Source organism: Vibrio gazogenes (assembly GCF_002196515.1).
GTDB lineage: Bacteria > Pseudomonadota > Gammaproteobacteria > Enterobacterales > Vibrionaceae > Vibrio > Vibrio gazogenes_A.
In genome coordinates this window covers 662,823-682,457 of sequence record NZ_CP018835.1, presented here as the reverse complement: position 1 = coordinate 682,457, position 19,635 = coordinate 662,823, and the positions used below count along the sequence as shown (strand labels likewise).

Annotated in this window: 15 protein-coding genes; 12 read left to right on the top strand and 3 right to left on the bottom strand. The window is 46.3% G+C overall.

The genetic code is table 11. The annotated features are described in order from the left end of the window. Window positions 1–918: 918 nt before the first annotated feature. Window positions 919–1,800: an NAD(P)-dependent oxidoreductase gene (locus BSQ33_RS03015; protein WP_021018945.1), complete on the bottom strand. Its 882-nt coding sequence runs from the start codon at window positions 1,798–1,800 to the stop codon at window positions 919–921. A 573-nt stretch (window positions 1,801–2,373) separates the two neighbouring features. Here BSQ33_RS03015 and BSQ33_RS03010 point away from each other — a divergent pair. The 4 genes from BSQ33_RS03010 to BSQ33_RS02995 all read left to right on the top strand — a co-directional run bounded on the left by BSQ33_RS03010 (window position 2,374) and on the right by BSQ33_RS02995 (window position 6,432). Further along, window positions 2,374–3,900, top strand: a complete 1,527-nt coding sequence (locus BSQ33_RS03010; RefSeq protein ID WP_198298140.1) for an EAL domain-containing protein — start codon at window positions 2,374–2,376, stop codon at window positions 3,898–3,900. A 127-nt stretch (window positions 3,901–4,027) separates the two neighbouring features. Then, entirely contained in the window at window positions 4,028–4,693 is a 666-nt protein-coding gene (pxpB, locus tag BSQ33_RS03005) for a 5-oxoprolinase subunit PxpB (RefSeq protein WP_088133220.1), read from the top strand. After that, window positions 4,683–5,627 (top strand): biotin-dependent carboxyltransferase family protein, encoded by a 945-nt coding sequence (locus BSQ33_RS03000; protein WP_198298139.1) that lies wholly within the window; start codon window positions 4,683–4,685, stop codon window positions 5,625–5,627. Before pxpB ends, BSQ33_RS03000 begins: the two co-directional genes overlap by 11 nt. A gap of 52 nt (window positions 5,628–5,679) precedes the next feature. After that, window positions 5,680–6,432 carry a LamB/YcsF family protein gene (locus BSQ33_RS02995; protein ID WP_021018949.1) on the top strand — a complete coding sequence of 251 codons (753 nt, stop codon included), beginning with the start codon at window positions 5,680–5,682 and terminating at the stop codon, window positions 6,430–6,432. A gap of 18 nt (window positions 6,433–6,450) precedes the next feature. Here BSQ33_RS02995 and alr read toward each other — a convergent pair whose 3' ends face one another. Continuing rightward, window positions 6,451–7,533, bottom strand: coding sequence for an alanine racemase (gene alr / locus BSQ33_RS02990; RefSeq protein WP_021018950.1), 1,083 nt, complete (start codon window positions 7,531–7,533; stop codon window positions 6,451–6,453). A 951-nt stretch (window positions 7,534–8,484) separates the two neighbouring features. Here alr and dgcN point away from each other — a divergent pair. The 6 genes from dgcN to BSQ33_RS02960 all read left to right on the top strand — a co-directional run bounded on the left by dgcN (window position 8,485) and on the right by BSQ33_RS02960 (window position 17,531). After that, window positions 8,485–9,492 (top strand): N-acetyltransferase DgcN, encoded by a 1,008-nt coding sequence (gene dgcN / locus BSQ33_RS02985; protein WP_088133218.1) that lies wholly within the window; start codon window positions 8,485–8,487, stop codon window positions 9,490–9,492. Continuing rightward, complete coding sequence (dgcA, locus tag BSQ33_RS02980; protein WP_088133217.1) at window positions 9,489–10,463, top strand: N-acetyl-D-Glu racemase DgcA; 975 nt, start codon at window positions 9,489–9,491, stop codon at window positions 10,461–10,463. Before dgcN ends, dgcA begins: the two co-directional genes overlap by 4 nt. A gap of 14 nt (window positions 10,464–10,477) precedes the next feature. Beyond that, on the top strand, window positions 10,478–11,332 hold the full coding sequence (locus BSQ33_RS02975) for a D-amino-acid transaminase (RefSeq protein ID WP_088133216.1): 855 nt from the start codon (window positions 10,478–10,480) through the stop codon (window positions 11,330–11,332). A gap of 459 nt (window positions 11,333–11,791) precedes the next feature. Further along, complete coding sequence (locus BSQ33_RS02970) at window positions 11,792–12,940, top strand: efflux RND transporter periplasmic adaptor subunit (RefSeq protein WP_021018954.1); 1,149 nt, start codon at window positions 11,792–11,794, stop codon at window positions 12,938–12,940. 3 nt (window positions 12,941–12,943) lie between these two features. Continuing rightward, complete coding sequence (locus BSQ33_RS02965; protein ID WP_088133215.1) at window positions 12,944–16,099, top strand: efflux RND transporter permease subunit; 3,156 nt, start codon at window positions 12,944–12,946, stop codon at window positions 16,097–16,099. Further along, a complete protein-coding gene (locus BSQ33_RS02960) occupies window positions 16,089–17,531 on the top strand; it encodes an efflux transporter outer membrane subunit (protein WP_021018956.1) in 1,443 nt (480 codons plus the stop codon). Before BSQ33_RS02965 ends, BSQ33_RS02960 begins: the two co-directional genes overlap by 11 nt. A gap of 55 nt (window positions 17,532–17,586) precedes the next feature. Here BSQ33_RS02960 and BSQ33_RS02955 read toward each other — a convergent pair whose 3' ends face one another. Then, window positions 17,587–18,009, bottom strand: a complete 423-nt coding sequence (locus tag BSQ33_RS02955) for a winged helix-turn-helix transcriptional regulator (protein WP_021018957.1) — start codon at window positions 18,007–18,009, stop codon at window positions 17,587–17,589. A gap of 162 nt (window positions 18,010–18,171) precedes the next feature. Here BSQ33_RS02955 and BSQ33_RS02950 point away from each other — a divergent pair, with 162 nt between their 5' ends. Both BSQ33_RS02950 and BSQ33_RS02945 read left to right on the top strand, forming a co-directional pair. Next, on the top strand, window positions 18,172–19,044 hold the full coding sequence (locus BSQ33_RS02950; RefSeq protein ID WP_088133214.1) for an SDR family oxidoreductase: 873 nt from the start codon (window positions 18,172–18,174) through the stop codon (window positions 19,042–19,044). Between the two features lie 228 nt (window positions 19,045–19,272). Then, a complete protein-coding gene (locus BSQ33_RS02945) occupies window positions 19,273–19,626 on the top strand; it encodes an Hpt domain-containing protein (protein WP_051116154.1) in 354 nt (117 codons plus the stop codon). Window positions 19,627–19,635 lie beyond the last annotated feature (9 nt).

Genomic DNA, 19,635 nt, shown 5'->3' with positions numbered 1-19,635 from the left:
TGCTGAAAATGATCTGTTGCTATCCATAAATGAGTGCCTATCTACCCCCTGACGCCATAAGTTTAGATAAATTCCTGAGATGATTTATTTGCTTATCATTTGTGACAAATTGATAGCTATAAAGTCATCAGTAGAAAACTGAAAATAAATTGAATTCAAATAAGATCATCAAGCATATTAACCATTAGTGGCTGATCAATGACCTGTCAAAATTTGATTGTGTTATTTTTTGGATTAATTATCGAATTGTTATTTTTATCGAAAAAAATAAGATTATAATTTATATGCCTATCATCATGAATTACTGTATGGCATGTTTTTATTTGAGATTTTAATAAATATATCGGAGATATTTATTAAGTGATAAATAAGATGTCATGCGCTATATTAAAGATGTGTTTTATGCGTTCAATAATGCCAGTTATTTATGAGCTAGTTTAATATTAATGCGCTATCTTTTCACTTACATGATTGATTTTTATAGTTTTATTTAATTGGCTTTGCTAGTAGTAGTTGGGTAGGATGATTTCAGTGCTTAATTTTTTTGAAATGAGTCATTGTTTTAAATTATTCCTGAAATATTTCATGGTCTTTGTTTTTATTATATTTGGTAATGGCATTGATAAATTTTGTTTTAAAAGTGAAATTATATTTCAAATCTGTAATAAAATAGAGTAAATGACTGTTTTTTTATTTTTATATGGTTGAAACTTACAGGCAGGTATTCAGTTTGAGGAGGGAAAGGCCTCATTGAGTGTCAGTGTGAAGTTTAAATCGTTGATATTGATGCTTCAATCAAGGTGTTGTGTTTGTATGTCTTGAAATGGTCATTTATTGACGATGATGCCATTCAGGCCAAAGCAGTGTTACTTTGGCCTGAGCGTTGTATTATTGATCAACTGTGCCGATGATTGAAATTTATATTGATGCTTTATCGTAGGCTTTGATTAACACGGAAGTATCCATCCGCCCCAGACCCTGATCCTGAAGTGTTGCGTACATGGCATCGACCTCTTGTGTCATCGGGAGATCTATTTGGTGACGGGCTGCTTCATTCAGGCAGAAACCTAAATCTTTTCTCATCCAGTCGATAGCAAAACCGAAATCAAACTTATTTTGTGACATTGTCACAGCCCGGTTTTCCATCTGCCAAGAGCCAGCAGCACCGTGTTTGATCACATTGACCACTTGTTCAATATCCAGATCAGCAGCTTGTGCCAGTTGTAATGCTTCACTTAATCCTTGTAGCACGCCTGCAATACATATTTGGTTGACCATCTTACAGCGTTGACCCTGTCCGTGCGTACCCAGTAACTCGGCTTGTTTGGCATAGTTGGCAATGACGGGCTGGATCTGGCTGAATACATCTGCTTCACCCCCACACATGATTGTGAGCGTACCATTCTCAGCACCAGCTTGTCCGCCGGATACGGGAGCATCAATAAATGAGATACCGTTTTCCTGACACGCCTGAGCTAACTCTAGTGCAAGTTCGGCTGAGGTGGTGGTGTGATCGACGATAATCGCGCCCGGTTTTGCACCGGCAATTATCCCGTCATCGCCATACATCACGCTGCGGACATCCTGATCGTTGCCGACACAGAGAAAAATAACGTCACAGCCTTCAGCCGCCCGTTTAGGTGTTGAATAAGATTTACCGGAATAGTCTTGCTCCCAAGCTTCCGCTTTCGTAGACGTTCGATTATAGACGTGAGTCTGATAGCCTGCCTTGGCAAGATAACCCGCCATAGGGTAGCCCATCACGCCTAAGCCTATAAATGCGACATTGGTAATATTCATGAGTGCTCCTTGCGCTACAAGTAGATTGATATATGTCATTGTGTCTGTTGAATGCTAACAACAGATATAAGGCAATTTCTGTGATTTGTTGCGAGTGATAGTGACTATAAATCAGCTCATTGACATATGTCAATTAATGTTTGTCCATGATTACTTCTGAAATCAATGTCGACCGTTTTTCAGTGATGGATAGCCAATTTCGAGCTCGGTGTAGCCGATGCCACTATCAATGATGTGGACGTACTCTGATAGAAAGAGAGCATGCACTAGGTAAAGAAACTGAGAGATCTCTCAGTTTCTTTGTGTATTTGATTCAAATAATGAACACTTTTAGTATAGAATTGCATAATAATTTCCAATCATCTCATGATGATCCGTGATGTGTCGTATTGAATTTTGTGAACTAAACTGTCATTAAGAACAAAAATAATCAGCATGATAATAGTGTAGCGTCGGGGGGTTACTCGGTTGGTATTACCTAAGTACGGAAGTCGTAAACTAGGATTTTATATGGTAGAGCATTCATCCGATAAGCTATATAGGACAAGTAAAATCAGATCATATGTTTTAGCTTTGAAACAACCGGTACAACTGATTTTTCTTACGATCCTCTTTCTTGGCATTTTTGCGCAAATGATGATGACGACATTTCATCGTGAAGAGATGAAAAATGTTGCTTATCTTACTCTCAGTCATGCCAACCAAATTGCAACGCAACTGGGTCAAGCGATACAGTTACTGGCAGACAGTGATACAGTGCCATGTAGTCTGGAAGACGAACATTTGATGCAGGATATTCTGCATATCAACCACTTTATTGCTGATATTGGCCGGATAGAGGGGGGGATGATCCAGTGCCTGACACTCAAAAAATTAACGAAACCGCTGCACTTACCTGAAGCTCAATATATGTCAAATGGCTATTCTTTTGTCAAAAATTACCCATTTGAATCATTACCGCATCGTGTTCCGATTGATCTGACTTTTCGCGATAATGTGATTGCGATGACCGCCCCGCGAGCCTTTGAGGGGTTTGAAATTTCCACCAATTACACCGTTGAAATCCGCAGCTCAAACTTGGAGCATATGTTTGAACAATTGGGCGATACCACGTTGTCAGAAATTAAACCAGACGAACGTTTGTCTCACTTGTTGATTGAAAAACAGTGTAGTCATCAACCGTCACTTTGTGTGTTGGTCAGAGATAACAATCCTTTTCTCTATCATGTTTTGAATGGTCCTATTCTGGTTGCTTTTGCCATTGTTATCTTATTTATCTTACTCAGTTATAAAGTCTGGGGAGTCCCCGTTTCTCGGGGAAAACAGTTGAAAAGTCGTTTGCGTAAGGCAATTGCTCATCGGCAACTCTCGTTGGTGTATCAACCTAAATTTGTGCTGAAAGATGAACGCATTCAAGGGTTTGAAGTGTTGTGTCGTTGGTACGACCCTTTACTGGGAACCATCAGCCCTGAAGTCTTTATTCCATTGGCGGAACAGACGAAGCAGATTCGACAGTTGACACTATTTGTTATCGAGCAGTCGATTCAAGATATGGCGCGAGTTTTACAAAAGTATCCGGAATACACGTTGAGTATCAACTTGGCCGTGGATGAGTACCTGAACGAGCCTTTCATTGAGCGCGTGACTGAGCTGGTGAAAAAATATTCAGTCAATGTCAATCAGATTATGTTTGAAATCACCGAACGGTCATCTTTTGGTTGTCAGGATGTTGTTTCCGTGTGTGATGCGCTCCGGCTGCGTCATTTCCGTGTATCGCTTGATGATTTTGGGACGGGATACTCGAATTTGTCGTGGCTGAGTGATATTTATACGGATGAGATCAAGATTGATCGCATGTTTACCAGTGCACTGGGGACTGACACGATTGCTGGACGAACCGTGAACATGATGTTAGATCTGCTGGAAGGATTTGAGAATGTCGCGATTGTGTTGGAGGGGATTGAAACCCTCGAACAAGTTGAATATCTGCGCAAACGGGATATCGCGGTGATTGGACAGGGATGGTATTACGCCAGACCAATGCCGATTGAAGAGGTTAAAGCCTTTATTCATCGCCACTCGGTCAGAAACATTATTTAAGTTCAACATCCCCAAAACCAGACCAATATATCAATGCAATGCCTTGGTTTGGGGGGGCATCGTGTCGATTCTGTCCTGTTTGACATCACTAACATGGAGGGCGTTTCTAGTGAGAGCATCCGGGCAGATGCCTGACATATATCAGTTAGGAGAGCACAGTTATGTGCTTCAGGCACCGGAACCGGTGACATTATCTCAGCAACAGAAAATCTGGGCTATTGCGGAACAGCTTAGAACCAGACCTGAAATGGTCGATGTTGTCCCTGGTATGAATAATCTGACGGTTCGGGTTCAGCCCAGTCTCATCGACAACGAGTCAGATGAATATGACCATGTTTGTGAGTTGTTCGATCACTATTGGGCGGCCGATGCCATGATATTGACCGATGGACGGCAACTGGAGATTGCTGTGACATTCGGTGGAGAAGCCGGTCCTGATTTGGCTCATGTTGCAGCGCATGCCGGATTGAGTATTGAAGCGGTGATTCGTCTTTATACCGAGGCTGAATATCGTGTTTATTTTTTAGGCTTTCAACCGGGGTTTGCTTACCTGGGTGGTCTGCCTGAAGCACTGCATACACCCCGACATGCTTCTCCCCGGACAAAAATTCCAGCAGGATCCGTCGCAATTGGTGGTGCTCAGACCGGTGTTTATCCCAATGCCTCTCCCGGAGGCTGGCAAGTCATTGGACGCACGGATGTCGTTTTGTTTGACCCACAACGCGCACAACCTTCTTTCTGGTTACCGGGGGATCGGGTCACATTCACGGTTGCGGAGGTCGATGATGATTGAAGTACGACAAACCGGACCATTGGTGAGTGTGCAGGATTTGGGGCGTGAGAGATTCCGTCATCAAGGCGTATCCCGCGCGGGTGCGCTCGATACTCTGGCGTTGACGATTGCCAATCGACTGGTCGGTAATCCCGACAATACCGCCGGGTTGGAAATCATGTACGGGGCCAGTGCGTTTCTCTTTCAAAGCGATGTTTGTTTTGCGCTGACTGGTGCCGATTGTTTTGCCCGGCTAGATGATGAGCCTGTTTATCCCGGATGGCGCTACGGTGCCCATGCCGGACAGTGTTTACAGCTCAAAATGTCTAAGCGGGGATTGTGTACTTATCTGGCGATTCAAGGCGGGATTGATGTGCCGCTGGTGATGGGGTCGGCTGCAACTGATTTACAGGCTGGTTTCGGCGGCATGGATGGTCGGCCATTGCGCAAAGGTGATCTGCTGTCTGTCGGAGACAGCTACGCTGTAGATGATAGGGTGGCCGATCAGCGTGTAGGCCTTTTATTGCCGATCTCTGATCCCATCATTCGTGTCTGTCCCGGCCCTGAATTTAGACACTATACTCCCCGTGCTCAAGCACAGTTTTTCACCACCGCGTGGCAAGTGAGTCCTCAGAGTAATCGAATGGGATTCCGGCTTGAAGGTGCACCGATTGAGGGGCAATCTGAGGTTCAACTCTTGTCTCATGCGGTTTTCCCCGGGGTGATTCAATTGCCTCCGGATGGGCAACCGATTATTCTGGCAGCAGAAGGGCAGACCAGTGGGGGATACCCGAGAATGGCTGTCGTGATTGACAGTGATTTGTGGCGTTTAGGTCAACTGCGCCCGGGTGAGTCGGTGTATTTTCAGCCGGTCTCTTTGGCTAAGGCACGGGAGGCTGCCGATGTTCAGGCGCGTTATTTACAACGTGTGACACTGGCACTGAACGCCCGCTGAACGGGAATACCAAGCGTCTAGTTATCAAACCGAGTTAAGCCGTGAGGACAATATGAACAGCGTTGATCTGAATTGTGATATGGGAGAAAGCTTTGGTGTGTATTCACTCGGCAATGACGTCGCATTGATGGATTTTGTCAGCTCGGTGAATATTGCCTGTGGCTTTCATGCCGGTGATCCGAGTGTCATGCGCGAGACAGTCAGACATGCACTAGAGAAACGTTTATCCATTGGGGCACATCCGGGACTACCTGACCTCGCCGGATTTGGTCGTCGGATCATGGCAATTACGCCTCAGGAAGCCTATGACATGGTGGTTTACCAGATTGGCGCGTTACATGGTTTTGTGCGTGCTGCCGGTGGGCGTTTGCATCATGTGAAACCGCATGGGGCGTTATATAATATGGCCGCTCAGGATGCGTTACTGGCAGGCGCGATTGCCCGGGCTGTGAAAGATATTGATCCAACGTTGGTATTGTATGGATTATCCGGCAGTGCACTGATCTGCGCCGGAGAAAGTGAAGGGTTGCGTGTGGCGCATGAAGTTTTCGCAGATCGCACTTACCAGTCTGACGGGACGTTAACGCCTCGTGACCGACCCGATGCTTTGATTCATCATGACGATGCAGCTTTGAATCAGGTGCTTGATATGGTCTGCCAAGGTAAAGTTCAGGCGACCGACGGGCAGTGGGTTGAGATTCAAGCCGATACCATCTGTATTCATGGTGATGGTGCCCATGCACTTGAGTTTGCAGCGAAGATTCACCAGACATTGCAGTCGTCAACTGTTGTTCAGTCGATGTAACTGGCAATGTCGTGATTCTTATTCATTGATAAAGGTTCTGGCAACACGTCGCGTTAACTGAATCACCAGTTCATATGGAATGGTTCCGACTAATTTGGCAACTTGCTCGACCGGTACATGTTTTCCCCAAAGTTCAACGGAGTCTCCAACCTGATCGGTTGCGTTTGCCCCCAGATCGACGGTGATCATATCCATGGATATCCGGCCGGAAATCGGCACAATACGTCCATTAATATAGACGGGCGTACCGTTCGGAGCCGATCTCGGATATCCGTCACCATAGCCCATTGCAACCACACCGATATAAGTGTCTCGATCAGATGTCCAGTTTTCACCATAGCCGACGGGTTGGTTTGCCTGATGCTGGCGCACGGCAATTAACTTGGACTGTAGTGTCATCACTGGTGCTAAATCACGTTGTTGACCGACTTCATCAATACTGGGAGCAATGCCATACAAGGCAATCCCGGCACGAACTGCGTCAAAGTGAGCCTCGGGCCAGAATAGAATTCCGGCTGAATTAGCCAGTGTTTTCATCCCCGGGTATGGTTGCGTATGAGTCTGAAAATGTTCAAGCTGAGCCCGTGTTGCGTGCGAGTTCAGGTCATCAGCACAACTGAAATGGCTGATAAATCCGACATCACCAGCAACTTTACCGCTCTTTTTCAAGCGAGTGATGTAAGTGCTGATCTCATCGGCCTGAACACCGAGACGGTGCATCCCCGTATCTAATTTTAACCAAACTGAGGTATGTTGCGTCAGTGGGGTTTGCTCGAAATCTTGTAGTTGCTCAATACAGTGGATCGTGGTGTGAAAATTGAGCTGTGCAGCCAACTGGAGATCCTCCGGGCAGAAACAGCCTTCCAATAATAAGATAGGTTGAAGAATATCTGCTGAACGTAATTCAATCGCTTCTTCAATTCGAGAGACAGCAAACATATCAGCATGTGGTAGTGCACGCGCGACTTGGATGGCGTTGTGCCCGTAAGCATCACCTTTTAAAACCGCAATCATTTTGGTGTCACTATCACAGTGGGATTTTAATAAGGTGAAGTTATTCCTTAATGCATTTAAATCAATAACCGCTTCAGCAGTAATCATAATCGTTCCTGATTTGAGCAAACATAGAGAGTTAATTTTTGGTTACAGCAGTGTATATTGCCTGCTTGAGCAATGCATATATTAATCATTTACATATTTATCATACGCATCCTATCGCGTCACTTCACGAGTATGTCATCAGCGGATGAGAGCTGTGCAATTTCCATTGACGACCATCATATCCAAGCAGCAAAGCAGAAGAAGCAATATACAGGCCAGAGCGCTGAGACGACGGAAGTCTTGCGGGTTGTGTATTGGATGAGAAAACCACATCTGTGCAGACTGTGCCCGAGAAATGTTGTTAACGACAGATTTGTTATGATACGACCTTTCATTTTATGCTGTAAATATTGTTTTTTATGGTTTTAAATTTCAAGGCATAACCTGAGTATGGAATGAGTAATTGAATTCGATTCATGAGTGAGCATCATATGATTCCGATTTTAAAAAACGGTTTTGACCAGAATAATTTCAAAATTTAGCACTAAAAATGTGCAATATGCACTTTTATTGGGCATTACTAGCAGCGGAGGCTGGCGCGATATACATAATTTATCATTAATTTAGTGATTATAATCACATATCTGTAAGGTTTTGTCTGGTTTGGCGGTGTAGTTTGAATCACTGAATAATGGTTGCTTCTGTAAAATTATATAAATTTGAAAAAGGGATGTAGACCGTGCTTTTTTCTGATTCAGTCTGTGGGTTTAGAATAAGACTCTGGAAAAATCCACTGGTATGGCTGTTTCTATCATATGCTCTCTTTGTGTTGATTGAATTTTTATTCTGTTATTTGTTTTTATTTGAATAATTATTCACGATTAGCGCGCAAAAATGATGCGCTTGCTGATTTCCTTTCCCTCATGTTGTCATGTATTTTGCTCTGTAAATGATGATTGACCCATATTGAACATTTTATAGTTATGCTGATTTTGATGGAGTGATTGCGAGATGGAACTGAAGAAACCGTATTTGTTATTTCTAGGTGATGCAGCCGATGCATTAGCTGCCAAGGTTGCCCAAGGCATTAAAACATGGCGTCCGGAGTATTGTGTCGGACAGTTTCGTTTAGAGAACTGCAATGCTGATTGTGATTTGCCTGATATGAGCATTTCAGATGCTGTGGCTGCTGGTGCAAAAACACTGGTGATTGGGGTTGCAAACCGAGGCGGTATTATTTCTGACGAATGGATCAATGTACTGGTTGAAGCGTTAGAGGCGGGAATGGATATTGCGTCGGGATTGCACAATAAGCTGACCGATATACCCACCTTGGTAGCGGCTGCGGAGAAACAAGGTTGTGCTTTGTTTGATGTCCGCTATCCGACTCAGGCCTATCCGGTTGCGAATGGTAAAAAACGTACAGGTAAGCGCTTGCTAACGGTGGGAACCGATTGTTCCGTCGGGAAAATGTATACATCTCTCGCAATTGAAAAAGAAATGCGCGACCAAGGGATGAATGCCGATTTTCGGGCAACCGGTCAGACAGGGATTTTGATTTCAGGTGAGGGCGTCAGTGCTGACTGCGTCGTCGCGGACTTTATCTCTGGTGCGATTGAAACAATCTCTCCCGCCAACACTTCCGATCACTGGGATGTCATTGAAGGACAAGGTTCTTTATTCCATGCGTCATTTGCCGGTGTCACCACCGGATTGATTCATGGCGCTCAGGCAGATGCGCTGGTGTTGTGTCATGAGCCGACTCGTCAGCATATGCGGGGGTTACCGGACTATGCCTTACCGGATATTGATGTCTGTATGGCTGCCAATCTGGCGACGGCACGGTTAACCAACCCGAATGCCCGGTTTGTCGGGGTATCGATCAACACGTCGGGACTGGATGAGCAAGCGGCATTGTCATATATGGCAGCGCTTGAAGAACAGCTTGGATTACCCGTGGTTGACCCTTTCCGGCAGGGGGTCGGTCGGATTGTTGAACAACTGGTGACGTGCTCATGAACATTCGTCTCTATCGGAAAAGCTGGCCGATTCGAGGCAGTTTCACGATTTCTCGCGGGAGTAAGACTTCCGCTGAAACCATTGTGGTTGAGATTGAAAAAAATGGTTTTATCGGACGGGGAGAGTGTGTTCCCTATAACCGTTACGGGGAGTCTATTGATAGCGTTATCGCACAGATTGAAGGCGTTTTTCCAGAAATCAAATGTGGGATTAACCGTCAACAACTCCAGCCCTTATTACCAGCGGGGGCGGCTCGGAATGCAGTCGATTGCGCTATGTGGGATCTGGAATGTAAGCTCGGGCAAACCTCGATTTGGTCACAGCTTCAGGTCGAGCCTTGTGCGTTGACAACCGCTTATACCTTATCGCTGGATAAGCCTCATAAGATGGAAGAGGCAGCGGTCGCGAATGCTTTTAGGCCGCTGCTCAAGTTGAAGTTGGGTGGCCCGGAGGATTTGGAGCGTGTCCGTGCTGTTCGTCGTGGCTCACCGCAGGCAACCATTATCCTTGATGCCAATGAAGCTTGGGATGTTGCAACCTATCAAGCATTGATCCCTGAGTTAGAGCTGTTGAATGTCGCGATGATCGAACAGCCGTTTCATGCCGATGAAGATAGCGTCTTAGACGGATTGGCCCGACCGATACCGATTTGTGCTGATGAATCTTGTCATGACCGACAGAGCCTGAATGGTGTGATTGGCCGTTATGACATGGTCAATATTAAGACAGATAAGACCGGTGGGCTGACCGAAGCACTGGCATTGAAACAAGCGGCTCAGGAAGCCGGATTAAAGATTATGGTGGGGTGTATGTTGTCTTCTTCACTTAGCATGGCACCCGCGTTTGTTGTTGCTCAGGGCGCTGAAGTTGTTGATCTGGATGGGCCGTTATTACTGAGGCAGGATATTGAGCATGGTTTTGAGTTTGAAAACAATCAAATGTTGCCCTTTGGGTCAGAACTGTGGGGATAGAGGAAAAATTACTTATGGAACGGATTGTTTATGTCGATGGAGCGTATGTTCCTGAATCGGAAGCGAAAGTGTCAATTTTTGACCGGGGTTTTTTATTTGCCGATGCGGTTTATGAAGTCACATCTGTGTTGGATGGCAAACTGATTGATAATGCTGGGCATATTGCTCGTCTGGAACGCTCATGTCGTGAGCTGGGCATTAAAATGCCAGCCACTGCGGCACAACTGACGTCCATTCAGCAGACGCTGATTGAAAAAAATGATTTGGTTGAAGGGGGCATCTATCTGCAATTAACCCGGGGTAATGAAGGGGATCGTGATTTTTCATACCAAGATGCGATTGAACCGACATTAGTTTTATTTACTCAGGCCAAGCAATTGGTCGATAGCCCGAAAGTGAAGCATGGCATTAAAGTGATTTCATTTGAAGATATCCGCTGGAAACGCCGGGATATTAAAACCACCAGTCTGTTGCCAGCGTGTTTGGCAAAACACGCCGCACACGCAGCAGGCGCTGATGATGTGTGGCTGATTGAAGACGGATACGTCACTGAGGGGGGCTCCAGCAATGCGTATATCGTGACGCAAGAAGGCACATTGGTTACGCGGCCACTGAGTCATGATATTTTGCATGGAATTACCCGGGCGGCTTTGATGAAGCTGGTTCAAGATACCGGGCTCACGGTTGAAGAGCGTTTATTTACCATCGAAGAAGCCATGCAGGCCAGAGAAGCATTTATCAGTTCGGCAACCACGTTTGTCTGGCCTGTTGTTGCAATCGATGATCAGCCCGTCGGGGATGGTCAGCCAGGCCCCATCGCGTTGCAGCTCAGAGATATTTATATCCAGACAGCGAAAGCTCATTCTTGATGCCAATCCGTTGTTCACGGCCTGAAAACCCAATCATTTTGATTGGGTTTTGACATGATTGTATCGACCGATAACAAATAAGTATCCGTGATGACTGTATTCAATCTATTTAGTACCCTATAATTCCCATTCTGAGTCGTCATTGATAAATATATTATATTAATGACTTCAATTGCTTGAAATGCGGCCATCATTAACCACACTTTAACCCGTTAAATATCTAGAATGTAGTTAGTTCTCTGTCATTTTGTGACAGTATGATTTGTGACGGCTGATTAAAGTAGCGCCATAACAAATACATATGCATGACGATTGATGCTGCCTGATTAGTCTGTTTGTAGAAATTCTTCGCGGTGTCACTGTGAACACAATGATGACCTAATCATGTACAGAATAAGGAATGAGGCGCTGAAGTAATGTGACTTCAGCGCCAGTAGCATAGTTTTAGGAGAGTAATTCATGACGAAAACCTTCCCTCTTTATCGCCAGTCATTGGTCGCCTTCGGGTTGGTGTTTACGCTAGTTGGGTGCCAACCGGATGGCACTAAGGCTGAAGCAACCAGCCAACAAAAACCACAGGCTGTCGCGGTTGATGCTGTTGCGCTCCAATCTCAGCCTATCGAGTTGACCGCTCGGCTTCCCGGACGAACAAGTGCTTATCGGGTGGCAGAAGTAAGACCTCAGGTTGCTGGTATTATTATTAAACGCTTATTTGTTGAAGGTAGCATCGTCAAAAAAGGTGAAGTGTTATACCAAATTGACCCTGCAACATATGATGCAACTTTGGATAGTGCCAAGGCGAGTTTAGCTTCAGCCCAAGCCACATTAGAAAAATCAAAGTTACAGGCTGAGCGGTATCGGACACTGGTGAAAAGCCGTGCGATCAGTGAGCAAGATTATGAAGATTCACGCGCGACTTACCGTGAAGCGCTTGCCGCAGTGATGGCTGCTGAGGCCTCTGTGAAATCTGCCCAGATCAATTTAAATTATACCCATATTAAAGCACCGATTTCCGGACGGATAGGGAAGTCAAATGTGACCGAAGGGGCGTTGGTTACAGCCAATCAGACCAACTATTTGGCGACGATTCAGCAACTCGATCCCTTGTACGTCGATCTTTCTCAATCCAGTAATGAACTTTTGAAACTGAGAAAACAAACGGCCAACAATGACAAGAAGCTGAGTGGTATCAAACTGAGTTTGGATGACGGGACGAAAATTGAGCAGGAAGCGACCTTACAGTTTGCTGATGTGACGGTGAATGAGAACACCGGTACGGTGAACCTGCGAGCTTTACTTCCTAACCCTGATCAACGTCTTCTGCCCGGACTGTTCGTGAGAGCTGAGCTACCGACAGAATATCGTGAAAAAGCGATTTTAGTCCCACAGGCTGCAGTCACGCGTGATGACAAGGGTCAGGCTCACGTCATGGTGATTAATGCAGAAAACAAAGTCGAAGACCGTCACATCACCACGAACCGGATTGTCGGGTCGCAGTGGCTGATTGATTCTGGTCTGAAAGCCGGAGAAAAAGTTATCGTGAGCGGATTACAAAAAATTCGTCCGGGAGCAATGGTGACGGCAAACATGGTAGAGCAGGGGCAATAAAATATGGTTCGCTTTTTTATCGACAGACCAATTTTTGCATGGGTGATTGCGATTGTGATCATGCTTGCTGGTGTACTGTCCATCAAAACTTTACCGATTGAACAGTATCCACAAATCGCACCACCGGCGGTGAGCATCTCTGGTGTTTATATCGGTGCATCTGCTAAAACCGTGGAAAACAGTGTCACGCAGGTTATCGAACAAAACATGAATGGTATCGATAATCTGTTGTATATGTCTTCTAACAGTGATTCGTCCGGTTCATTTTCTATTAATCTGACATTTGCAACGGGGACGAATCCGGATATCGCTCAGGTTCAGGTACAGAATAAATTGTCTGCCGTTGAATCGTCGTTGCCTAAGTCGGTTGTGACCCAAGGGATTACGGTTGCGAAATCAACCAGTAGCTTCTTGATGGTGATCGGTTTTATTTCATCTGATGGCAGCATGAACAATACCAGTATCGCGGATTACATCGCCTCAAATGTTAAAGATCCGATTAGTCGTGTTCAAGGTGTGGGTGAAACCCAAGTCTTTGGGGCGCAGCATGCGATGCGAATCTGGCTGGATCCGCATAAACTGAACAAGTTCAGTCTGACTTCCAGTGATGTGCTCGGTGCTATTAATACTCAGAATACGCAGGTATCTGTCGGTGAGCTGGGTGGAACGCCCGCAGTCAATGGGCAACAACTGACCGCAACCATCACGGCTCAAGGACGTCTGAGTAGTGTCAGCGACTTTAAAAATATTCTGCTTAAAGTGGATACCGATGGTTCTCAAATTCGTTTGCAGGATGTTGCGCGTATTGAAATCGGTGGTGAAAGTTATGCCGCTGTTGCTCGGTTCAATGGTTCGCCATCAACGGGGATCGCGATTCGGCTTGCCACGGGTGCCAATGCTTTGGATACCGCGGATGCTGTGCGTGCCAAGATGGAGGAATTGAAACCATTCTTCCCCAGCTCTCTGAAAGTTGTTTATCCGTTTGATACAACCCCATTCGTTAAAATCTCGATTGAAGAGGTGGTTCATACCCTGATTGAAGCCGTTGTATTGGTCTTTTTGGTCATGTACCTCTTCTTGCAGAACTTCCGTGCGACCCTGATTCCGACCATTGCGGTGCCAGTCGTGTTATTGGGGACGATGGGCATCATGGCGGTCTTTGGGTTTTCAATTAACACCCTGACGATGTTTGGTTTGGTGCTGGCGATTGGTCTGCTGGTGGATGACGCAATTGTTGTGGTTGAAAACGTCGAACGGGTAATGGCAGAGGATGGTTTATCTCCCTTAGAAGCAACCCGTAAGTCGATGGGACAGATTACCGGCGCTCTGGTCGGAATTGCCTTAGTTCTGAGTGCGGTATTTATTCCGATGGCCTTCTTTGGTGGGGCTGCCGGGGCTATTTATCGGCAGTTCTCTCTGACAATCGTATCTTCCATGGCGCTGTCTGTTTTAGTGGCGATGATTCTGACCCCGGCACTGTGTGCGACGATTCTGAAACCACTGTCGGAGGGCAGTCATCAGGCGAAACGTGGCCCGATTGCGCTGTTTAACCGACTGTTTAATCAGGGAACCGTGCGTTATAAAGGCACGGTAGAAAAAGGGATCCACCAGAAGATCAGATACGTGTTGATCTATGCGCTAATCGTTGGCGGGCTCGGTGTTTTGTGGCATAAGTTGCCGACTTCCTTCCTGCCTGATGAAGATCAGGGTGCCTTCTTGGTGATGGTCAAACTCCCTGCCGGTGCAACGCAGGAGCGAACACTCGGTGTGATGGAAAAAGTCCGTAATCATTTTATGCAAGATGAAAAAAATGATGTTGAGTCGGTCTTTACTGTTGCAGGGTTTAGTTTTGCCGGACGCGGTCAGAATATGGGGCTGGCATTCATCAAACTGAAGGACTGGAGTGAGCGCACCGAGCCTTCTCAGTCCGTCGAAGCGATTATCGGGCGTGCATGGGGTACTTTTGGACAGATTAAAGAAGCGCAAATATTTGCATTTAACCTGCCTCCGATTATTTCGTTAGGGACAGCCAGTGGTTTTGATGCATATCTGGTTGACCGCGGTAACCTTGGACACGAAGCGCTGATTCAGGCACGTAACCAATTGTTGGGGATGGCAGCAAAGAATCCGAATCTGATGTCTGTTCGACCGAACGGGATGGAAGATACGGCGCAGTTCCGGATCGATATCGATTATGAAAAAGCGATGGCTATGGGCGTTGCGGTTAGCGATATTAACTCAACGTTATCTACGGCATGGGGGTCGACTTATGTCAACGACTTTGTCGATAACGGACGGATTAAGAAAGTATATGTTCAGGCGGATGCACCGTTTCGGATGAACCCTGAAGATTTCAATCTCTGGCATGTACGTAACGCCGAAGGCGATATGGTGCCGTTTGACTCCTTTGCGAAAACTTACTGGACCTATGGTTCACCGCGGTTAGAGCGTTTTAATGCTTCACCTGCGGTTAATATCCAGGGGTCGGCTGCACCCGGAAAGAGTTCGGGTGATGCGATGCTTGAGATTGAAAAATTGGTTCGACAGTTGCCCAAAGGCATCGATGTGGAATGGAGTGGTTCTTCGTATCAGGAAAGACAGGCCGGCTCTCAAGCCTCGTTGCTGTATGGCATCTCTTTGCTTATCGTGTTCCTCTGTCTGGCAGCCCTCTATGAAAGCTGGAGTGTTCCGTTCTCGGTGATTTTGATTGTGCCGTTGGGGATTTTTGGTGCGGTGTTAGCAACCTCTTTAAAAGGGTTGGCGAATGATATCTATTTTCAGGTTGGCCTGTTGACGACGATTGGTTTATCCGCGAAAAACGCGATTCTGATCGTTGAGTTTGCCAAAGCTCAGTATGACGAAGGCATGGATCTGTTCAAAGCAACGGTTGAAGCCTGTCGGATGCGTTTACGTCCGATTCTGATGACATCTTTCGCATTTATTCTGGGGGTTTTACCGTTAGCACTCAGTAGTGGTGCAGGGGCTGCCAGCCGAAATGCGATTGGTTGGGGGGTCGTTGGTGGGATGGTCTCTGCCACTGTACTGTCGATTTTCTTTGTGCCGGTATTCTTTGTCTTGGTGATGCGACTATTCCGCACCAAGCCTAGAGGCGACCTCTCTGCGACTTCGGCTGTGGAGGATAAAACAGGTGCAAATTAAGTTACTGCCACTGATGGTTGCGGCTGTTTTGAGTGGCTGTAGCCTGGCACCGGATTATCACCAGCCTGAGATCCCTTCAACACAGGGGTGGCAAGGTGTTGATGCAAGTCAGACGGCAGAAAGCGAGCTGCCTGACTGGCGTACTTTTATGCCTGATGAGCGGTTACAGTCGTTGATTGAGCTGGCTCTGGCAAACAATAAAAACTTGAAAACGACACTGCTGAATGTTGCCTCTTTACGTGCAACGTACCGAATTCAGGATGCAGAACGCTATCCGGGGCTGGATGCCTCGGGGAGTGGTTCGAGAACACGTTTTTCTGATGCGAATACGGGCAATGGGAAGTCATATTCTTCCCAGTATAAGGCAACAGTCGGTGTGACAAGTTATGAGTTGGATCTGTTTGGTCGGGTACAAAGCCTGAGTGATCAGGCACTTGAAAGTTATCTGTCTCAGGATGAGATTCGGCGCAGTACGGTGATTGCTTTGATCAGTGAAGTCGCCAGTGCTTACATGAATCTCCTCACCAATCAAGAGTTGCTGAAGTTGACGGCGGAGACAGTCGACGCATATCAAGAAACCCTGTCATTGGTGCAAACGCGCTATGATGCCGGATACAGTGATGCTTTGACCCTCGCGCAAAGTAAAACCGCATTGCATAGTGCTCAGGCGACACAAGCACAGTACAAACTGGCAGTAGCGAAGGGATACAACGTGTTGCGACAGTTGGTTGGTGCGCCAATCATGGAATACATTGACGGACGTTTGCCAGAGGAAAGTGGGCAGATGCTGTCAGCGTTGCAAGTCGGTGTCTCATCAGAATTGTTACTCAAGCGACCGGACATTTTATCTGCTGAGCATGCGCTCAAGGCGGACAATGCAAATATTGGTGCGGCACGCGCTGCATTTTTCCCGAGTATTCGTTTAACCGCAAGCGCGGGCAGCGCCAGTAATTCTCTGTCGGGGTTATTTAACTCCGATTCGGGATATTGGCAATTTTCACCGTCTATCTCTTTACCTATCTTCGACTGGGGCAGTAATCAAGCCTCTCTGGATGTAGCAAAGATTAAGAAGCAGCGTTCAGTGGTTGCTTATCAACAGACGATTGAAACCGCGTTTAAAGAAGTCTCTGATGCACTGCTAGGGCAAACCTATTACATGGAAGAGTGGCAAGCGCAACAGAATAATATGGCGGCAAACCAAACGTATTATACGCTGGCGAAAGTGCGCTATGAAAAAGGTAATGATAGTTATATGGATCTACTGGATGCACAACGATCGTTATTTAGTGCGCGCGAGAGCGAACTGTCATCGCATTTGAATTTGCTGCTGAGCAGGATCAATTTATATAAAGCACTCGGTGGGGGTTGGCGAGCTGCTGATCAGCAAACATCGACTCAGGTTTCATCCGTTTTGGACACCATCGATCAATAAATGCTGACACTGAATCTTGCTGATTTGTCATGAATAAGCGTGCGTGATAGCACGCTTATTTTTTGGCCTGAAGTGATGATTCTTGCGCCATCCGCGTCTGATCATATTGAGATTGAAGACTTTGGATATCCATAATATTGTCTTCGAGCCATTCGACCAAGATGGCCGCTTTTTGTGTCACAGTGTGACCCCGTTGGGTGAGCTGATATTCGACATGAGGCGGTACTACAGGATGGGCAATTCGCGTCAGAAAACCATCGCGTTCTAAGGTTTGTAGTGTTTGTGACAGCATTTTTTCACTAATCCCCGTAATTCTCTTCCTCAGTTCACTAAATCGATGCCACGCACCGTCATTTAGAGCAATCAAGACCAAAATCCCCCACCGACTGGTAATGTGGTTGAGGACTTCCCGAGACGGACATTGCGCGATAAAGACATTGCCGCGTTGAGGTTGTTCAAATTGAGATATTTTTTTCATACTTACCTTTTTGTATGTACTTACTAAAAGTTAGTTTTGGTTTTAGTATAGATTCAGTCGGCCTTGTGAGCAATCTGTCTGTGATGTGCCAGTTAATCCGTGGTGTTTTATGGTGAATGAGGTCGTGATTGATTCTGAGATGACAAAGCAAAAGGAAAAATTATGTTAGCGATTACAGGTGCAACCGGCCAACTTGGCCGTCTCGTGATTGAAGCCTTACGGCAAACCGTACCGGCATCACAAATTGTCGCGATAGCGCGTGATGTTCATAAAGCACAGGACTTGGCGAAACTGGGAGTGGAAGTGCGGTATGCAGATTACACCCAACCTGACTCATGGCGTAATGCGTTTGTCGGTGTGAACAAAGTACTGTTGATTTCTTCCAGCGAAGTCGGGCAGCGGGTTGAACAGCATCGCACTGTCATTGAAGCGGCGAAAGCCGCGAACGTCACTTTACTGGCTTATACCAGTATTTTGAAGGCGGATCGTTCTTCTTTGATGTTGGCCGAAGAACATGTCGCGACAGAAGCCTTGATTCAGCAATCCGGACTCCCCGCGGTGATTTTGAGAAATGGCTGGTATTCGGAAAACTATACCATGGGGATCCCCGCAATTCTGCAACAGGGCGTGATGATTGGATGTGCCGGAGAGGGCCGTATTTCCTCCGCCCCCCGTCGCGATTATGCCGAAGCTGCCGCACACGTCCTGACACGCGAGGGGCAGGACGGTAAAATCTACGAACTGGCAGGTGATCAGAGTTTCACTCTGGCTGAGTTTGCGGATTCCTTGTCCAAAGCAACAGGACAACCGATAACTTATCAAAATCTGTCTGAATCTGCCTATGTTCAAGCATTGGAAAGTGCTGGTGTTCCGGCACCATTTTCAATGGTATTAGGGAACTCTGAAACCGGGGCGGCTGCGGGCGATCTGTTCAGTTCGTCAAATGATCTCAGCTTGCTTCTGAGTCGTCCGAGTACATCGATCAATGTGACGATAAAAGAGGCGCTATCGGAGATGACAGCGTTGCGCGATTGACAATATGTTGTGCTGCCTATGGTATCGATACATCCCTTATCCCTCAAAGGTCACTTTTGAGGGATTTTTTATGTCTCCCCGACTGCACAGCGAGATTTCTGTTAACAGGCGCACTGTTTTGTCCCTTCGCGTTGCTGAGAATCAGCTACACTAAAGCTAACGCATTGAGAAAACAGCGTTCGTAAATATCACGTATCGGTTTTAGCTCAGTTACCTTGGGGAATCATCATGGCGGACTTACAGTATTTCCAGCCGGCAAGGGTTGCGGACATGGTTGGAGAAGAGAATGTCAGTGAGATGCTCAGTGGCTATCTAACCTCACTGGATGAATCATTGTCTCAGTTACGCTCCTATTGGCAGGAAGGTGATATACAACATGTCAGAATGACATCTCACCGGATGAAATCATCAGCACGTTTTATCGGTGCGGATGAGCTAGCAGAAGTCCTTCAGCAGATTGAAACGGACTCGCTCAATGAAACGGATAATATTTGTGCGCAGACGACTCAGCTTAGTGTCGTTGAACAATGGTGTCATGATTTGACACGAGAGATTCACCATTATTTAGATTCTGCGGGTTAAGGGTTGGGG